Genomic DNA, 15,133 nt, shown 5'->3' on the forward strand with positions numbered 1-15,133 from the left:
AATCAGTTGGCATATGCCATGGAGGGCAGCCAAGTCACGATCTGCTGCCAGTAGAAAACGATCCCCAAGCCAAGCAGCTGCAGCGCAATAAAGGGTAGTACGCCACGGTAGATGGTGCCGACGGTGATCCCTTCCGGCGCGACCCCCTTCATATAGAACAGTGCAAATCCCACGGGCGGCGTCAGGAACGAGGTCTGCAGGCAGACCGCGAACAGGATGGTGAACCAGACCAGGTCGAAACCGAGGCCGCTGACCACCGGTGCTACCAGAGGCAGAATGATCAGCGTCAGCTCGATCCAGTCGAGGAAGAAGCCGAGCACGAAGGTCACCAGCAGAATGCAGATGACGATCCCTGTGGGGCTGAACGGCAGGCCGGTCAGTGCCGACTCGATCAGCTCATCACCACCGAGACCGCGCAGCACCAGTGAGAAGGCAGTGGCACCGAGCAGCAGGGCGAAGATAAATGCGGTGGTTTTGGTGGTTTCCCGGCAGACCTCGTAGAGGACCTGCAGGTTGACGCGTTTCTTGATCACCGCCAGCAGCGTGGCGCCAAAGGCACCGACGCCGGATGCTTCGGTGGGGGTGGCGATACCGGCGAAGATTGAGCCCAGCACCGCCAGGATCAGGCCGGCTGCGGGCAGCACGGTCAGAAATACCTTGCCGATCAGCATCGGTGTGACCGGCTCGGCGTCCTTGGGAGCCGGCGCGGCGTGGGGGCGCAGGATGCCAACGCTGAAGATGTAGCCGATATAGAGCGCTGCCAGCAGCAGCCCGGGAAATACGGCGCCGAGGAACAGATCGCCCACCGGTACGCCGAGGCGGTCGCCCATCATTACCAGCATGATGCTTGGTGGGATCAGGATCCCCAGTGTTCCGGTGGAGCAGACGGTGCCGCAGGCCAGCTCGTGGCTGTAGCCCTGGCGCATCATCATCGGTATGCCAAGCAGTGCAAGCAGCACGACGGAAGCACCGATAATGCCGGTTGACGCGGCCAGCAGCAGGCCGACGAAGGTGACGGTGATCGCCAGCCCGCCGCGCACCCGGCCGAACAGGCGAACCAGGTTCGACATCAGGTCCTCGGCGATGCCGGAACGATCCAGCATCAGCCCCATAAAGACGAACATGGGCAGTGCGACCAGCACCCAGTTGGTCATCACGTTCCAGATACGGGGTACAACGATGGAGACATACTCCCAGTCGATCCCGATCCAGGCGTCCCATACCTGGTCCGCGATCATGGACACCACCGCAAAGATCAGGGCCACCCCGCCGAGCACCCAGGCGACCGGAAAGCCGCTGAACAACAGCAGGATAAAACTGGAGAACATGACGATGGCGAGAATCTCATTAATTTCCATGAGTGTTCTCCTGTTTGGCGCTGACTTGCGGGTTAGGGAAACCGAACAGCAGCGCGCAGACACGACTCAGGCGCGACAGCATCGCGATCAGCAGCAGCGCGAATCCCAGCACGAGCACCGCCTTGATCGCCCAGCGATAGGGTAGACCACCTGGTGCCATGGAGACTTCATTCATCTCGAAGGAGTACTGCACAAACGGAAGCGCATACCAGAGCACGGCGGCAGCGAACGGCAGCAGCAGGAACAGGATTCCCAGCAGCTCAATAACGGCCTGGGTCTTCAAGCCCAGATTTTCATGCAGCAGGTCCACGCGGACATGGTCATCGGCCACGTAACAGAAGGAGAGACCCACCAGCCAACCGATGGCGTAGAGGTGCCACTGCAGCTCCTCCAGTTCGATATGCCCCTCACCGAGGACGTAGCGGAGGACCACGTTGATCAGAATGACCAGCATCAACACCAGCCAGCTCCAGTGAGCCACGGAGGAGACGAGATTGATGAAACGGTCGAATGCACGCGACAGCGTGGTGAGGGGCAACTCCGTGTGGTGGACGAACTGCTCCAAATCGACGGCGTGCGGTACCTGTCCCTCGGTCGGATTGACCGATGTGGCTGTTGTCAGTTGATTCATACCTGGACTCCGGATTGCCCCGGCGAGGGGAGGATGGGCAGCTGACGCCGCCCGGCCGTTTAACTCGGTTTAGTGGCGATTACAGAGATCCCAGCTTTTTCCACTGGTCGTAACCCTGGCGGAAGCTCTGCATCGAGTCGTACACCTCTTTGAACATTGCATCGGACGCTGAGGCTTCCTGCATCACCTCGCTGGTCGCGTTTTCGAGTGCTGTCATCAGCTCAGGGCTGAGGCGGTGTGGGGTGACCCCCTTGCTATTGAAGGTGGCCAGTTTGGCGCCCTGAAGCGACTCGCTGTAGGCCAGGCCACGGAAGGTAGCGGCGGTACAGGCGGTTTCGATCAGCGACTGCTTGGACTTGCTCAGGTTGTTCCAGACCTCGGTGTTGACCACCAGGTGGCTGGCCGTAAACGGCTGGTGCCAGCCGGGAAAGTAGTTGTGCTTGGCAACCTTGTCGAAGCCGAGCATCTCGTCGATCGCCGGCGTGGCGAACTCGGTGGCATCGATGGCGCCCTTCTCCAGCGCCGGGAAGATCTCCCCGCCCGGAATAACCGTGACCGACGCGCCCAACTTCTGCAGCACCTTGCCGCCGATGCCGGCGAAACGGATCTTCAGGCCCTGTAAGTCATCCGGTTTGTTGATCTCGTTACGGAACCAGCCGGCGGTTTCCGCACCGGTGATGGAGCAGAGAATCGGATGGATGTTGTGCGCGGCATAGAGTCTTTCAGCCAGCTGGTGACCGCCGCCTTCGTACCACCAGGCGCTATAGCCCAACGGGTCCATACCGAAGGGGACGGCTGCAAAGAGCGCGGCCGCCGGCATCTTGCCCTGGTCGTATCCGAACCAGGCGTAACCGGCGGGGATCTGCTTGTTCTTTACCGCTTCGGTGATGCCAAAGGAGGGCACGATCTTGCCCGGCTCGTAGACCTTGATCTGCGCCTGCCCGTCGCTGGCCTCTTTCAGCGACTCCTCCACCAGCCGGATCGGGTTGCCGAGTCCCGGCCAGCTGGTATTGAACACGGACTGGACCTTCCAGCGGATCTGATCATCGGCGGCGTGGGCGGCGGAGGAGAGGCTGGCCGCCAGTACCGCACTGCCCAGCAGGCTGAGGGTTGTGTTGGCGATACAGCGTTTGTTCAGAGTCATATCCTGTTCCTTTTATTATTATGAGACAAATAGTCTCGATATAGATATCGATGCTCGCGTTTGATGTCAAATGAAAATGAGACTATAGGTCTCAATATGAGACTTATGTCTAACATGGTTTGTTGTTTTCCGTTTCGCCGTACGGAATTGAGATGGCGGGCTTGCAGAACTGACAAACCGGGTTCAAAGGGCTGTATAATCCCGGCATCGAATTTCAACGGCCCGGAGTCTCGGGCCGACACAGCGCCAGTGAGGTAGAGGTATGAGCAAAGAGACCAATCAGCAGTGGGGTGGCCGTTTCAGTGAACCGACAGATGCCTTCGTGGCGCGTTTTACCGCCTCTGTCGATTTCGATCGCCGTCTCTACAGGCAGGATATTCAGGGCTCGATTGCGCATGCCAAAATGCTGACCAAGGTCGGCGTGCTCAGCGACAAGGAGCGCGACGATATCATCCGCGGCCTGAGCGAGATCCGCATCGAGATCGAACGCGGCGAGTTCGAGTGGTCGGTGGCACTGGAAGATGTGCATATGAATATCGAAGCGGCGCTGACCAAAAAGATCGGCATCACCGGCAAGAAGCTGCACACCGGACGCTCACGCAACGATCAGGTGGCTACCGACATCCGTCTCTACATGCGCGACGAGATCGATCTGATCCTGTCCGAGATCAGCCGTCTGCAGCAGGGTTTGCTGGATCTGGCCGAGCAAGAAGCCGATACCATCATGCCGGGCTTCACCCATCTGCAGACCGCTCAGCCGGTCACCTTCGGTCACCACCTGCTGGCCTGGTTCGAGATGCTGTCGCGCGATTACGAACGTTTCGCCGACTGCCGCAAACGGGTCAATGTGATGCCGCTGGGCGCGGCGGCGCTGGCCGGTACTACCTATCCGATCGACCGTCACTACACCGCTGAACTGCTGCAGTTCGACGCGCCGGCCGGCAACTCCCTGGACGCGGTATCTGATCGCGATTTCGCCATCGAATTCTGTGCTGCCTCCAGCCTGCTGCTGATGCATATGACACGGATGTCCGAAGAGCTGGTGCTGTGGACCTCGGCCCAGTTCAACTTCATCAATCTGCCGGACCGTTTCTGCACCGGTTCGTCGATCATGCCGCAGAAGAAGAACCCGGATGTACCTGAGCTGGTACGCGGCAAGAGTGGCCGCGTCTACGGTCACCTGATCGCCCTGCTGACGCTGATGAAGTCCCAGCCGCTGGCCTACAACAAGGATAACCAGGAGGACAAGGAACCGCTGTTCGACGCCGTCGACACGGTCAAGGGCTGCCTGCGCGCCTTCGGTGACATGGTGCCGGCGATCGAGTCGCGTAAGGATCAGATGCGTGAAGCGGCCCGACGCGGCTTTTCCACCGCCACCGATCTGGCCGATTACCTGGTGCGCAAGGGCGTGGCCTTCCGTGATGCCCACGAGATCGTCGGCCTCTCCGTGGCTTACGGTATCAAGACCAGCAAGGATCTGTCCGACATGTCGCTGGATGAGCTGAAACAGTTCTCCGATCAGATCGACGAGGACGTATTCGACGTTTTGACACTGGAAGGATCGGTCGCCGCGCGTAACCATATCGGCGGTACGGCTCCGGATCAGGTGCGCGCGGCGGTGGCCCGCGGGCGCGATCTACTGGCGGCCCGCGGTAACTGATAGCGGTGAGGTAAGGCTTCCGCACCACGCTTGCCGCGTCATACATGCCCGCAGGGGCTGACAAGGAGCAGGGATGGACAAGCGTTGGCAGGTGTTGGGAGCCGGTATTCTCAGTCTAATCGTGACCGTCGGCGTGGCGCGTTTCGCGTACACGCCGCTGCTGCCGGTCATGCTCTCCGCAACCCCTCTCGATACCGCCCTGGGTGGCTGGTTGGCCAGCTTCAACTACATCGGTTACCTCGGCGGTGCGCTCACTGCCGCCGCTGTGTCCGACCTGCGCCTCAAGGACCGGCTTTACCGCCTCTGTCTGCTGCTCGCGGTGGCCACCACTGCGGCCATGGCGCTGACCGAGCACTACCTGCTCTGGTCGATACTGAGATTGATCGCAGGCTTCAGCTCCGCCGGTGGCCTGCTGCTGGCCAGTGCGCTGATCCTGAATTGGCTGATCCGCCACCAGTATCGCTCCGAACTGGGTATCCACTTTATCGGCATGGGCGCGGGTATCGCGCTGTGCTCTTTGATCGTGGAGCTGTTCGAGAGTTTATCCTTTGACTGGCGAGGTCAGTGGCTCGGCTTTGCGCTGCTGGCGGCCGTGCTGGCGATTCCCGCCTGGCGCTGGATGCCGGAGCCCGATACCGGTGGGAGGACCAAGACGGGGAGCGCGCTGGTGGATTGCCCTCCGGCGCCGCTGTTCAACCGACTGCTGCTGGCGGCCTATTTCTGTGCCGGTTGGGGCTACGTGATCAGTGCCACCTTCATTGTCGATATTGTCGCCCGCCAGCCGGGGCTGGAGAGCAGCGGCAACTGGGCGTTCCTGGTGTTGGGGGTCGCTGCGGCACCAGCGGTGATTCTCTGGGATCGGATCGCGCGTCGAACCGGTTACGTGCCGGCGCTGTTTCTCGCCTACCTGTTGCAGCTGCTGGGGATTCTGCTGCCGGCGTTGTCGCCGACGTTAACCGGTGCACTGCTCGGTGCTGCGCTGTTCGGCGCTACCTTCATCGGTTGCGTGGGACTGGTATTGACCATGGCGGGGCGTTTCTATCCCACCAAACCGGCCAAGCTGATGGGGCGGATGACGCTCTCCTACGGGGTGGCACAGATTCTGGCGCCGGCGCTGACCGGCATGCTGGCCAAGGAGCTGGGCAACTACACGCTGGGGCTTTATATCGCCGCTGCGGTGGTGGCGCTGGGCGCGCTGCTGATGACGCAGCTCTGGCGCCTGGAACAGCATGAGCCGGCACTGGCGCGCAGTGCCGGCGGTTGAGCGATGCTTTAGTTCAGGGTGATATCGACCATCAGGTCAGAGGCGATCGCCTCCAGCCGCTCTTGAAGCTCATCGAGATCCACCGGCGTCGGTACCTGCAGCTCGGCGCTGGCCTTGAACAGCAGCTCGCCGGACATGGAGCCCGAGGTCAGCTCGGTCTGCATCTTGTGGACGTTGATCTGCATCTCCGCCAGTGCACGGGAGATATCACGCACGATGCCGGGCTTGTCGTGGCCGATCAGATCCAGAGTGACGGCGCGGACCGGAGCTTCGTCTTCCGATTGTTCGCTGCGTTCGACACTGACCTTGAGGCCCTGGCTCTCCAACCCTTTCAGTGCCTCGATCAGCGCCTCCTGTTCCTCTTGCGGGACCTGGATCACCAGAATACCGGCAAACTGCCCACCCAGCCGGGACATGCCCGATTCCAGCCAGTTGCCCTTGTGCTCGGCGATGGTCTTGGAGAGCAGGCCAACCAGACCCGGTTTGTCGCGACCGATAAAACTCATTACCAGAGATGTCATTGTCAGGGGCTCCGTGTAGGCTAAATACACCGTTTGGTGGTGTTGTCGTCATTGTTCCCTGAGTATAAACAACTATGGACAGTATTCTCACTGCGCTTTGGCCACTGTTCGCGCTACTGATCATCGGCTACCTGGCTCGGCGGTTCGATTTCCCCGGTGCCGCATTCTGGCCGCCGGCGGAGCGCGCAACCTATTACATACTGTTTCCATCGCTGCTGGTCAGCCGCCTCAGCAGTGCCGAGTTCGGTGGCGAGCAGACCTTGCAGATGGTGCTGACGGTGCTCGCATTACTGCTGATCGGGAGCCTGCTACTGCTGTTGTTGCGTCCTGTGCTGAGCCTTCAAAACGCCCAGTTCACCTCCGTCTATCAAGGCAGTCTGCGCTTCAATACCTACGTGGCGCTGGCCGCCAGCGCGGCACTGGTGCCTGGCCAGGGGGTGGCATTGGCGGCGGTCGTGACCGCGGTGATGATTCCGACGTTGAATCTGCTTTGCGTACTGGTATTTGCCTGGTTCGGCGCGGCCCGGCCGACGTTGCGCGGTGTGCTGCGGACACTGATTACCAACCCGCTGATCCTCGCTTGTCTGCTGGGGATCCTGCTCAATCTGTTGGGACTCGGACTGCCATCGCCGGTGCGCTCGGTGCTTGACCTGCTCGGCGGTATGGCGTTGCCGCTGGGTCTTCTGGCTGTCGGTGCCGCGATCGATCTGCGCTTGCTCCGAGGCAGTGGTCGCGGTGTTTTCATCACCATTGTCGTTAAGCTGCTACTCTTTCCCTTACTGGCGATGTTACTGGCAGGGGTGGGCGGTCTGGATCTGGCGGCGAGCCAGGTGCTCCTGGTATTTGCGGCGGTCCCCACAGCGACGGCGTCCTATATTCTGGCGCGTCAGCTGGGTGGTGATGCACCAATGATGGCCAACATTATTACTGCGCAAACCCTGGCTTCCATGTTGACGATGCCGCTGATGCTGAGGCTGTTGATCTAGATTAACCAAGTACGGTGAAGGTTGGCTTGTGCACCGCAAAAGCGGCGCATACTTAACGGGGTGAAGTTATATGGAGCGACGGGATGCGTCCCTGGCTTAGCCTGTTCGTTGCACTGTTGATTCTGCTGATAGCGAAGCCGAGCCAGGCACAGGATCCGCTTGAGCAGGTGCGTCTGCAGCTTATGTGGAAGCATCAGTTCCAGTTCGCCGGCTACTACATGGCGAAGGAGAAGGGGTTCTACCGCGACGCCGGGCTGGATGTGGAGCTGGTGGAGGTGGAGCAGGGGGTCTCGCCGCTTGAGGAGGTGATGAGCGGTCGCGCCGAATTTGGCGTCGGTCGTTCCTCGCTGCTGCTCGACAGGCTCAAGGGCCTGGACGTGGTCGCGTTGATGGCGGCTTATCAGCAGTCGCCGTTGATGCTGTTGACCCGTGCCGACAGCGGCATCCGCGATCCGGGCGATCTGCGTGGCAAGCGGATCATGGTCACCGATGATGCGGTACAGGTATCGGAAATTATCGCCATGCTGCTGAAATTCGGTATCACGATAGACGACGTGACGGTGCTGCAGCCCACCTACAACATTCAAGATCTTATCGACGGCAAGACCGATGCCTTTGCTGCTTACGTGTCTAACGAGCCCTTTCAGTTGCAACAGGGGGGTATCGACTACCACGTGATCCATCCTCAGGATTACGGTTTCCCGATGTACTCCGACATCCTGTTTACCAGCGGCCAGCTGGCGGATAACCGATTTGATATGGTGCTCAGGTTCCGCGAGGCCTCGATGCGCGGTTGGCATTATGCCTTCGACCACCTGGAGGAGAGTGTCGATACCATATTGGCCCACTACAACTCCCAGCAGCGTAGCCGTGAAGCGCTGCTGAATGAGGGACAGGCGTTAAAGGAGCTGGCATTTGACGACCTGGGCCGATTTGGCACCCTCAGTGCCGAACGTTTCGAGTCGATGGCAAACGTCTATCGCATCGCCAGCAACGTCGAGCCTTTGGCTGGCCTGCAAGGCCTGATGTTTTGCTGTGCAGCCAGTGCCGAGATGGCACTGACTCCCGCCCAGCGCCACTATTTGCGCAGTCTGGAACCGGTCCGACTCTGTAGTATCGGTGATTGGGAGCCGCTGCAGTGGCGGCGCGACGATCAACCCATGGGCCTGGTTGTGGACTACGTGGAGCAACTTTTCGCCCATCTCGGTCTGGAGCATCAGTATGTCGCGAGCGACTCCTGGAGCGCATCGAGGAGTATGTTGGGGGAGGGGCGCTGCGATCTGGTCGCCGGTATCATGCCGGTGGTGCCCTCGGGAGATCCGCTGCGCTACTCACGTCCCTTCCTCACCATACCGATCGTTGCGGCCGTGAAAGAGGGAACCGATATCAGCCAGCCGCGTCGGCTGTCGCAGCCGATTGGGGTGTTGCGCCAACATGACCTTGATCGGCTGTTGCTCAGGCGCTACCCGGAGTTGAAAGTATTTCGGGTGGATTCGGTGGCTGAGGGGCTGCGCATGGTGCTGCGGGGTGAGCTGGCGGCTTTCGTGGACACTCGCCTGGTGCTGGAGCGGGAAATAGGTCGGTCGGCACTGTCGGGATTGAGTCTCGACGCCTCGCTCAGTGACAGCTTCGATCTTGAGTTTGCGGCACAGTCGGGCAAGGCCCAATTGATCAGGTTGATGGACTTGGCGCTGGCCGATCTCGGGCAGGATGAGCGTGATCAGATCCGTGCGCGCTGGGCGCCTGCCACCGTTAAAACAGGCGTGGATGAGGCTGTTGTGCGCAATGTGCTGATCGCAATCGCCGTACTGGCAATATTGGCGGGGTACCGTTTCTATCTGATCAGTGCCACCAACAGGCGCTTGGCGCGCATGGCTCGGGAGGACGGACTCACCGGCATCAGCAATCGACGTCACCTGGGCGACCAGATCGATGCCGCTGTCGAACTTGCTGAGCGTAGCGGTATACCGCTGACATTGATCTTCTTCGATATCGATGACTTCAAGCGGGTTAACGATAGGTTCGGTCATGCTGCCGGTGATGAGATCTTGAAGGAGGTGGTGGCCACCGTGCGTGACCACATACGTCGGATCGACAGCTTTGGTCGCTGGGGAGGGGAAGAGTTTCTGGTGCTGCTGCAGGATACGGATATCGACGGAGGGCAGAGGTTGGCAGAGAAGCTGCGCCGCGCCATAACCGACGAGGTCAGTATCGGGCGTGAGGGCATCACCTGTAGTTTCGGAGTATCTCAATTACAGTCGGGGGAGAACCCGGAACAGCTGATCAGCCGCGCCGACTCGGCTCTGTATCTGGCCAAGAACAGAGGGAAAAACCGCGTGGAGATTGATGAAAAACAGGGCGTTGTCGAAAAAAGTTGATTTTTTGCTCGATTATGGAACACTTCCGCCGATTATATGTCTATGTCGAACAAGCGTTAGAACATCCACCCTCTAATTAGATCGACGGAAGTGTTCCATTAATGAAAAAAAGCCCTGATCTCGTGCTGGTGTTGGTGCTGGTATTTGTTGTCGGTGCAGTGATGACCGGCGTATCCCAAACCGATCTGCAACTGACGGCACTGGTACAGCAGGTTTTCAATAATAGTTGAGGTTAGCGGTGGCAGAGGTACGCCGCCCTATCCGTCACTATTCCGAATAGCGGTACATCCCAAGGCTGTACCGGTAACTCCCCGACTCTCTGAAAATCATGGGCCAGCCCGATCAGCCTCGCGCCCTTGATCCCCTTCTCTGCGCATTTGTAGCTGAATGTGCGGTCATAGAATCCTCCGCCCATGCCCATTCGATTGCCCGCAGCATCGAACGCCACCAGTGGCAACATCACCAGGTCCATCGCCCAGCCGGGGCGACGCGGGTGGTACTGCAGTTTCGGCTCGAGAATGCGGAAGCGGTTCTTGCACATCCGGGTGTTGGGCGTGTAGGGCAGGAACCAGAGACGGTTGTGGCGGATCGGATGCAATACCGGCAGGTAGACCTGTTTTTTCATCTTCCAGCACAGTTCGATCAACAGTGACGGATCGATCTCGCCATCATTGGGCAGGTAAAGCGCCACGTGCCGTGCTTTCAGGAACCAGAGTTGGTGGCGAACCTGACACAGCAGATTGTATGAAGCGGAGCGCTGCTGTGCCGGTGTCAACGCACGACGCGCGCGACGCATCTGCTGGCGCAGGGAACGGCGTTGGTTTTCCAGGGGGGATTTAACGCGCGGGGTTGGAATCGACTTCAAATTGGGCCTCCCAGGATGCCGGCGTCGGTATTGGCCCTGAACCCTAAGGTTCAGAGTGGGGAGACCGACTGGCATATTAGGCTTTCCGAAGTACGGACATGCACACAACACCTGTTGGCCAACCCAGGTATTTGATTATCGGCTCGAGGGACTTAACCGACTATCGAACACCCCAGGAAGTGATTCCATTATACGCCGCACGAACTGAATGTCAGCTCTTGTTATTTCTTGCAATTTTGCTACACGGGCGATAGCTGATTGATAAATAATATTATTTTTTAATCATGAGAGATTTTCAGGCGGGTTTTCAGGTTGGTCGGCCCGCTCCAGCGACTGATCGATCTTGTGACCGAGGCGGCGCAGCTGCATCTCGACCGACTGTCGACTCTGCTCGCGGTTCTTGATCAATTCATGCGACATGTTCAGTGCTGCCATCACCGCAATGCGCTCCAGGCCCACGATCTTGCCGCTGGTCTTGATCTCGCGCATTTTGGCGTCGAGGTAGTCCGCCGACGCCAGCAGCTCGGCTTCCGCACCATCCGGGCAGCTGATGGTGTACTCCTTGTCGAGAAGTTTGACCGTAACGGTACGCGCATCCTGACTCATGATTGTTGCTCCAGTGCTTTAAGCCGGGAGATCATCCCCTCTACCTTGCCCCGGGTTTGGTCGTGCAGTTGCAGAAGCTGGGCGCGCTCTTCACGCAGTTTGGCTTCCTGTTCCCGCAGATGGCTGTTCTCCCGCTCCAGTCGTTGCAGGCGGGTCAGCAGTCGATCGATCTTCTGTTCGAGTGCATTAAAGTAGTGTTCCGACATCGCTCTACCCCTGTGCCATCTTCTGGCGCCATCTGTTGGCTGACCCGCAAACGGCAGCCGGTTTCCGCTGTACGCATGACTCTGGTCGCTATCCCGGCGACTATAAACAGCGCCTGGCGGAGGGTCAATTGGCCGGCAGGGAGTTGTCCGCTCACGTGGCTCTGCTGTAGGTGAGATGCTAGCATAGGACTGATTCGGCGGCCTGATTATCCCGGTCTTTTTGTTGTGAAAGGCCCTGGGGTCCGCACTCCATACCCTACCGAAGGTGTAATACCGAAATTATGACCCGCGAAACCGACACCTCTGTTGTCCTGCCCGACTTCGATGTTATCGCCAACCTGTTGATCGAGGAGGGGGTTTTGGCCGTGTCGCCTGCCGAGTTGCACGGTCTTCTGGCCGGACAGCTAGCCGCCGGCGCCCGTTTCGATGCGGATACCCTGTTACGGGTACTGCAGGAGCTGATGGACGTCAGTGCGCTGAAGCAGGAAAGCACTAAACTGGGGCTGATCGAACTGTACCAGCGTACGCTGGCACAGTTTGAGTCTGACGATTTTGGCTTTGAGCTGCTGGTGCCGGATGATGAGCAGCTGCTGGTACAGCGTGCCGAGGCTCTTGGCAGCTGGTGTAACGGCTTTCTCAGCGGTTTTGGCCTGCATACCAAACAGGGTCAGAAACTGTCGGTCGAGGCTCAGGAGGGGCTGCAGGATCTGGCCCAGATCGCCCAGATCGCCGCGGACAGCGACGCCGACTCCGATGAGGATGAGGCGGATCTGATGGAGGTGCAGGAGTATGTGCGCATGGCGGCCATGTTGATGTTCAATGAGTGCAATCGGGTACCGGAGGATGAGTCCAAGCCGACTCCTCCGCCGACCCTGCATTGAGTCGCATCGAACAGGATAGACAAGCGGATATGAAGATCAGTCAGCATTGTTATGCCGAGCGTCGCCGCCGGTTGCTCGAAATGCTGCCCGAGGGCAGCGTGGCACTGGTAGCCGGGGCCTCGTTGGCGACACGCAACCGGGATGCGGAATACGCCTTTCGCCAGCACAGTGATTTTTATTACCTGACCGGCTTTAACGAGCCCGACGCCATCTTGCTGCTAAGGCCAGGGCGTGACGCGGGTCAGGTGGTCCTGTTCTGTCCGCCGCGTGATCCGGCGATGGAGATCTGGACCGGCTATCGCGCGGGCCCCGAGGGGTGCGTGGAGCGCTTCGGTGCCGATCAGGCGTTCGACCTGAGCGAGCTGGAGACGCAGATGCCGCAGTTGCTCGATGGCGCGCGCAAGCTTTACTACGCACTGGGCAGTGACGACGCGCTGGATAGCCGGGTGCGGGGCTGGCTTAACGCCGTGCGTGCCAAGGAACGCCAGGGGGCCGAGGCGCCACAGGAGTTGATTCTGCTCGACAATATGCTGCACGAGATGCGCCTGCTCAAGGATGAGGAGGAGGTGCAGATCATGCGTCGCGCGGCGCAGATCTCCGCCGAGGCGCACTGCGAGGCGATGCGCCGCGCCGCGCCGGGTGCTTTCGAATACCAGCTGGAGGGCACTATCCTCAGCTACTGCATGGATCGGGGTGCCCGCTTTCAGGCTTACAGCCCGATCGTTGGCGGCGGTGAAAACGCCTGCATCCTGCACTATATCGACAACGACGCGCCGCTGCATGACGGTGACCTGGTGCTGATCGATGCCGGTTGCGAGCTGGACTGCTATGCCAGCGATATCACCCGTACCTTCCCGGTCAACGGCCGCTTCAGCCCGGAACAGAGGGCGCTTTACGAGCTGGTACTGAACACCAATCAGGCGTGTATCGAGCTGATCCGGCCGGGCCTGCCCTGGAATGAAGTGCATGACCTGTCGGTGCGACTGCTGACCGGGGGGCTGATCGAACTCGGTCTACTTGAAGGCGAGCTGGATCAGTTGATCGAGTCCGGCGCCTATAAGGAGTTCTACATGCACCGTATCGGGCATTGGCTGGGTATGGATGTACACGATGTGGGTAACTACAAGGTCGATGGCGAATGGCGCCCGTTGGCACCGGGTATGGTGATGACGGTGGAACCGGGACTGTATGTGTCGCCACAGAATGAGAAGGTGGAGGCGCGCTGGCGCGGCATCGGCATCCGCATCGAGGATGATGTGCTGGTCACCGCTCAGGGCGCAGAGGTGCTGACCGCGGCCGTACCGAAGCGGGTGGACGAGATCGAGGCATTGATGGCCCAGTCCAAGAATCCGGTAGGAAACTGAGGATGCACGCTGAATATGACCTGCTGATTGTCGGTGGTGGTATGGTCGGGGCGAGTCTGGCCTGTGCGCTGTTACCGGTGGCAGCCGAACTGCAACTGCGGATCGCCGTGGTTGAGGCCGAGCCGATGCCGGCAGCGGACCAGCCGGTTTTTCAGCCCAGCTACGACGCCCGCTCGACCGCGCTCGCCTATGGCGTGCGCGCGGCTTTTGAACGCATGGGGATCTGGTCGACTCTGGCCCAACACCTGACCGCGATCAAACACATTCACGTCTCGGACCGCGGCCATTTCGGTGCCGCCCGGCTAGATGCGCAGCGTGAGCAGGTGCCGGCTCTCGGCTACGTGGTCGAGAATCACTGGTTGGGGCAGGTGCTGCTCAGTCGTCTGCGTCAGGATGGCGCGCCCTGGATCGATTTCATCTCCCCGGCCGAGGTCGTGGACCTGGACAACCGGGCAGAGGGTTGCACGGTCAGGGTTGTTCAGGGTGAGGACGAGCGGGAACTGAAGGCCGGGCTGGTGGTGATGGCCGATGGCGGGCGGTCGGCGCTACGGGAAAAAATCGGTATCGGCTATCGCCAGAGCAGCTACGAACAGCACGCGTTGGTGGCCAATGTCAGTCTTGATCGGCCCCATCGCAATATCGCCTACGAGCGCTTCACCGATAGCGGACCCATTGCCCTGTTGCCGGGCGAGGATCTGGACGGTCAGGCCCGTTGTGGGTTGGTCTGGACCCTGCCTGAGGAGGCGGTCGACGAGGTGCTGGCGCTGGATCAGCGGGCCTTCCTCGATCGTCTGCAGCAGCGCTTTGGTTACCGTGCCGGCAGGTTGACCCGGGTCGGCGAGCGTTATCACTATCCGTTGAAGCTGGTGGTGGCCGAGGAGCAGGTGCGTGCGGGACTGGTGGTGCTTGGCAATGCGGCGCACGCACTGCATCCGATTGCCGGCCAAGGCTTCAATCTCGCATTCAGGGGCGTGGTGGCGCTGGCCGATCTGATTATTCAGCGCCATCGGGAGAAACTTGCGCTGGGCGAGTTACAAGCGTTGCAGGATTTCGAGCAGTCTCGCCGTTCCGATCAATTTCGTACCATCGGCTTCAGCGATCGCACCATGAAGTTGTTTACCAGTTCACAACCGGCGTTGACGCTGACGCGGGATATTGGCCTGGCGCTGCTCGACATCTGCCCGCTGGGGAAAACCCTGCTGGCCCGGGCCGCGATGGGGCTGGATCATCCGGCGCCTCGGCTGCATTGAGTTTCAACACCCAGTTGAT

At 60.0% G+C, this 15,133-nt stretch carries 15 protein-coding genes and 1 other RNA gene; 8 read left to right on the top strand and 8 right to left on the bottom strand.

The features are described from left to right. Positions 1-2: 2 nt before the first annotated feature. The 3 genes from IEX40_RS20220 to IEX40_RS20230 form a co-directional block, all read right to left on the bottom strand. Entirely contained in the window at positions 3-1,358 is a 1,356-nt protein-coding gene (locus IEX40_RS20220) for a TRAP transporter large permease (RefSeq protein ID WP_188751704.1), read from the bottom strand. Next, positions 1,348-1,989, bottom strand: a complete 642-nt coding sequence (locus IEX40_RS20225) for a TRAP transporter small permease subunit (protein ID WP_188751706.1) — start codon at positions 1,987-1,989, stop codon at positions 1,348-1,350. Before IEX40_RS20225 ends, IEX40_RS20220 begins: the two co-directional genes overlap by 11 nt. Positions 1,990-2,068: 79 nt before the next feature. After that, positions 2,069-3,133 (bottom strand): TRAP transporter substrate-binding protein, encoded by a 1,065-nt coding sequence (locus IEX40_RS20230; RefSeq protein ID WP_188751709.1) that lies wholly within the window; start codon positions 3,131-3,133, stop codon positions 2,069-2,071. 262 nt (positions 3,134-3,395) lie between these two features. On the opposite strand from IEX40_RS20230, the gene argH reads away from it, so the two are divergent. Together argH and IEX40_RS20240 are read left to right on the top strand one after the other, a co-directional pair. Beyond that, the gene (gene argH / locus IEX40_RS20235; RefSeq protein WP_188751711.1) at positions 3,396-4,793 is read left to right on the top strand and encodes an argininosuccinate lyase; all 1,398 of its coding nucleotides are present in this window, start codon (positions 3,396-3,398) and stop codon (positions 4,791-4,793) included. 73 nt (positions 4,794-4,866) lie between these two features. Next, positions 4,867-6,057 (top strand): YbfB/YjiJ family MFS transporter, encoded by a 1,191-nt coding sequence (locus tag IEX40_RS20240; RefSeq protein WP_188751713.1) that lies wholly within the window; start codon positions 4,867-4,869, stop codon positions 6,055-6,057. Positions 6,058-6,065: 8 nt separating this feature from the next. On the opposite strand, the gene IEX40_RS20245 is transcribed toward IEX40_RS20240, so the two are convergent. Further along, positions 6,066-6,578, bottom strand: coding sequence for a glycine cleavage system transcriptional repressor (locus IEX40_RS20245; RefSeq protein WP_188751715.1), 513 nt, complete (start codon positions 6,576-6,578; stop codon positions 6,066-6,068). Between the two features lie 74 nt (positions 6,579-6,652). On the opposite strand from IEX40_RS20245, the gene IEX40_RS20250 reads away from it, so the two are divergent. From IEX40_RS20250 to IEX40_RS22190, 3 genes are all read left to right on the top strand, one after another. Then, the gene (locus IEX40_RS20250; RefSeq protein ID WP_188751717.1) at positions 6,653-7,564 is read left to right on the top strand and encodes an AEC family transporter; all 912 of its coding nucleotides are present in this window, start codon (positions 6,653-6,655) and stop codon (positions 7,562-7,564) included. 83 nt (positions 7,565-7,647) lie between these two features. Continuing rightward, positions 7,648-9,942, top strand: coding sequence for a transporter substrate-binding domain-containing diguanylate cyclase (locus IEX40_RS20255; RefSeq protein WP_188751719.1), 2,295 nt, complete (start codon positions 7,648-7,650; stop codon positions 9,940-9,942). 101 nt (positions 9,943-10,043) lie between these two features. Further along, positions 10,044-10,172 (top strand): hypothetical protein, encoded by a 129-nt coding sequence (locus IEX40_RS22190; protein ID WP_268235825.1) that lies wholly within the window; start codon positions 10,044-10,046, stop codon positions 10,170-10,172. Between the two features lie 2 nt (positions 10,173-10,174). Here the strand turns inward: IEX40_RS22190 and IEX40_RS20260 are convergent, their stop codons facing one another. The 4 genes from IEX40_RS20260 to IEX40_RS20275 all read right to left on the bottom strand — a co-directional run bounded on the left by IEX40_RS20260 (position 10,175) and on the right by IEX40_RS20275 (position 11,619). Further along, positions 10,175-10,807, bottom strand: a complete 633-nt coding sequence (locus IEX40_RS20260) for a 5-formyltetrahydrofolate cyclo-ligase (RefSeq protein WP_308421617.1) — start codon at positions 10,805-10,807, stop codon at positions 10,175-10,177. A gap of 3 nt (positions 10,808-10,810) precedes the next feature. After that, positions 10,811-10,989: non-coding RNA, 6S RNA (gene ssrS, locus IEX40_RS20265), on the bottom strand. A gap of 100 nt (positions 10,990-11,089) precedes the next feature. Further along, positions 11,090-11,413, bottom strand: a complete 324-nt coding sequence (locus tag IEX40_RS20270) for a cell division protein ZapA (protein ID WP_188751721.1) — start codon at positions 11,411-11,413, stop codon at positions 11,090-11,092. After that, positions 11,410-11,619 carry a TIGR02449 family protein gene (locus IEX40_RS20275; protein ID WP_188751723.1) on the bottom strand — a complete coding sequence of 70 codons (210 nt, stop codon included), beginning with the start codon at positions 11,617-11,619 and terminating at the stop codon, positions 11,410-11,412. The genes IEX40_RS20270 and IEX40_RS20275 overlap by 4 nt, the downstream gene beginning before the upstream one ends. 281 nt (positions 11,620-11,900) lie before the next feature. Here IEX40_RS20275 and IEX40_RS20280 point away from each other — a divergent pair, with 281 nt between their 5' ends. From IEX40_RS20280 to ubiH, 3 genes are read left to right on the top strand one after another with little or no spacing between them, the layout of a single operon-like run. Continuing rightward, positions 11,901-12,500, top strand: a complete 600-nt coding sequence (locus tag IEX40_RS20280) for a UPF0149 family protein (protein ID WP_188751725.1) — start codon at positions 11,901-11,903, stop codon at positions 12,498-12,500. 29 nt (positions 12,501-12,529) lie between these two features. Next, positions 12,530-13,864 (top strand): Xaa-Pro aminopeptidase, encoded by a 1,335-nt coding sequence (gene pepP / locus IEX40_RS20285; protein WP_188751727.1) that lies wholly within the window; start codon positions 12,530-12,532, stop codon positions 13,862-13,864. 2 nt (positions 13,865-13,866) lie between these two features. Then, positions 13,867-15,114, top strand: a complete 1,248-nt coding sequence (gene ubiH / locus IEX40_RS20290; protein ID WP_188751729.1) for a 2-octaprenyl-6-methoxyphenyl hydroxylase — start codon at positions 13,867-13,869, stop codon at positions 15,112-15,114. The last annotated feature ends 19 nt before the right edge of the window (positions 15,115-15,133 follow it).

It is taken from the genome of Marinobacterium zhoushanense, assembly GCF_014641945.1.
Classification (GTDB): Bacteria; Pseudomonadota; Gammaproteobacteria; order Pseudomonadales; family Balneatricaceae; genus Marinobacterium_D; species Marinobacterium_D zhoushanense.

Coding starts and splice junctions, on each gene's coding strand:
- ubiH (WP_188751729.1), top strand. CDS start 13,867: ATGCACGCTGAATATGACCTGCTGATTGTCGGTGGTGGTATGGTCGGG.
- IEX40_RS20255 (WP_188751719.1), top strand. CDS start 7,648: ATGCGTCCCTGGCTTAGCCTGTTCGTTGCACTGTTGATTCTGCTGATA.
- pepP (WP_188751727.1), top strand. CDS start 12,530: ATGAAGATCAGTCAGCATTGTTATGCCGAGCGTCGCCGCCGGTTGCTC.
- IEX40_RS20220 (WP_188751704.1), bottom strand. CDS start 1,358: ATGGAAATTAATGAGATTCTCGCCATCGTCATGTTCTCCAGTTTTATC.
- IEX40_RS20225 (WP_188751706.1), bottom strand. CDS start 1,989: ATGAATCAACTGACAACAGCCACATCGGTCAATCCGACCGAGGGACAG.
- IEX40_RS20270 (WP_188751721.1), bottom strand. CDS start 11,413: ATGAGTCAGGATGCGCGTACCGTTACGGTCAAACTTCTCGACAAGGAG.
- IEX40_RS20245 (WP_188751715.1), bottom strand. CDS start 6,578: ATGACATCTCTGGTAATGAGTTTTATCGGTCGCGACAAACCGGGTCTG.
- IEX40_RS22190 (WP_268235825.1), top strand. CDS start 10,044: ATGAAAAAAAGCCCTGATCTCGTGCTGGTGTTGGTGCTGGTATTTGTT.
- argH (WP_188751711.1), top strand. CDS start 3,396: ATGAGCAAAGAGACCAATCAGCAGTGGGGTGGCCGTTTCAGTGAACCG.
- IEX40_RS20250 (WP_188751717.1), top strand. CDS start 6,653: ATGGACAGTATTCTCACTGCGCTTTGGCCACTGTTCGCGCTACTGATC.
- IEX40_RS20280 (WP_188751725.1), top strand. CDS start 11,901: ATGACCCGCGAAACCGACACCTCTGTTGTCCTGCCCGACTTCGATGTT.
- IEX40_RS20275 (WP_188751723.1), bottom strand. CDS start 11,619: ATGTCGGAACACTACTTTAATGCACTCGAACAGAAGATCGATCGACTG.
- IEX40_RS20240 (WP_188751713.1), top strand. CDS start 4,867: ATGGACAAGCGTTGGCAGGTGTTGGGAGCCGGTATTCTCAGTCTAATC.
- IEX40_RS20230 (WP_188751709.1), bottom strand. CDS start 3,133: ATGACTCTGAACAAACGCTGTATCGCCAACACAACCCTCAGCCTGCTG.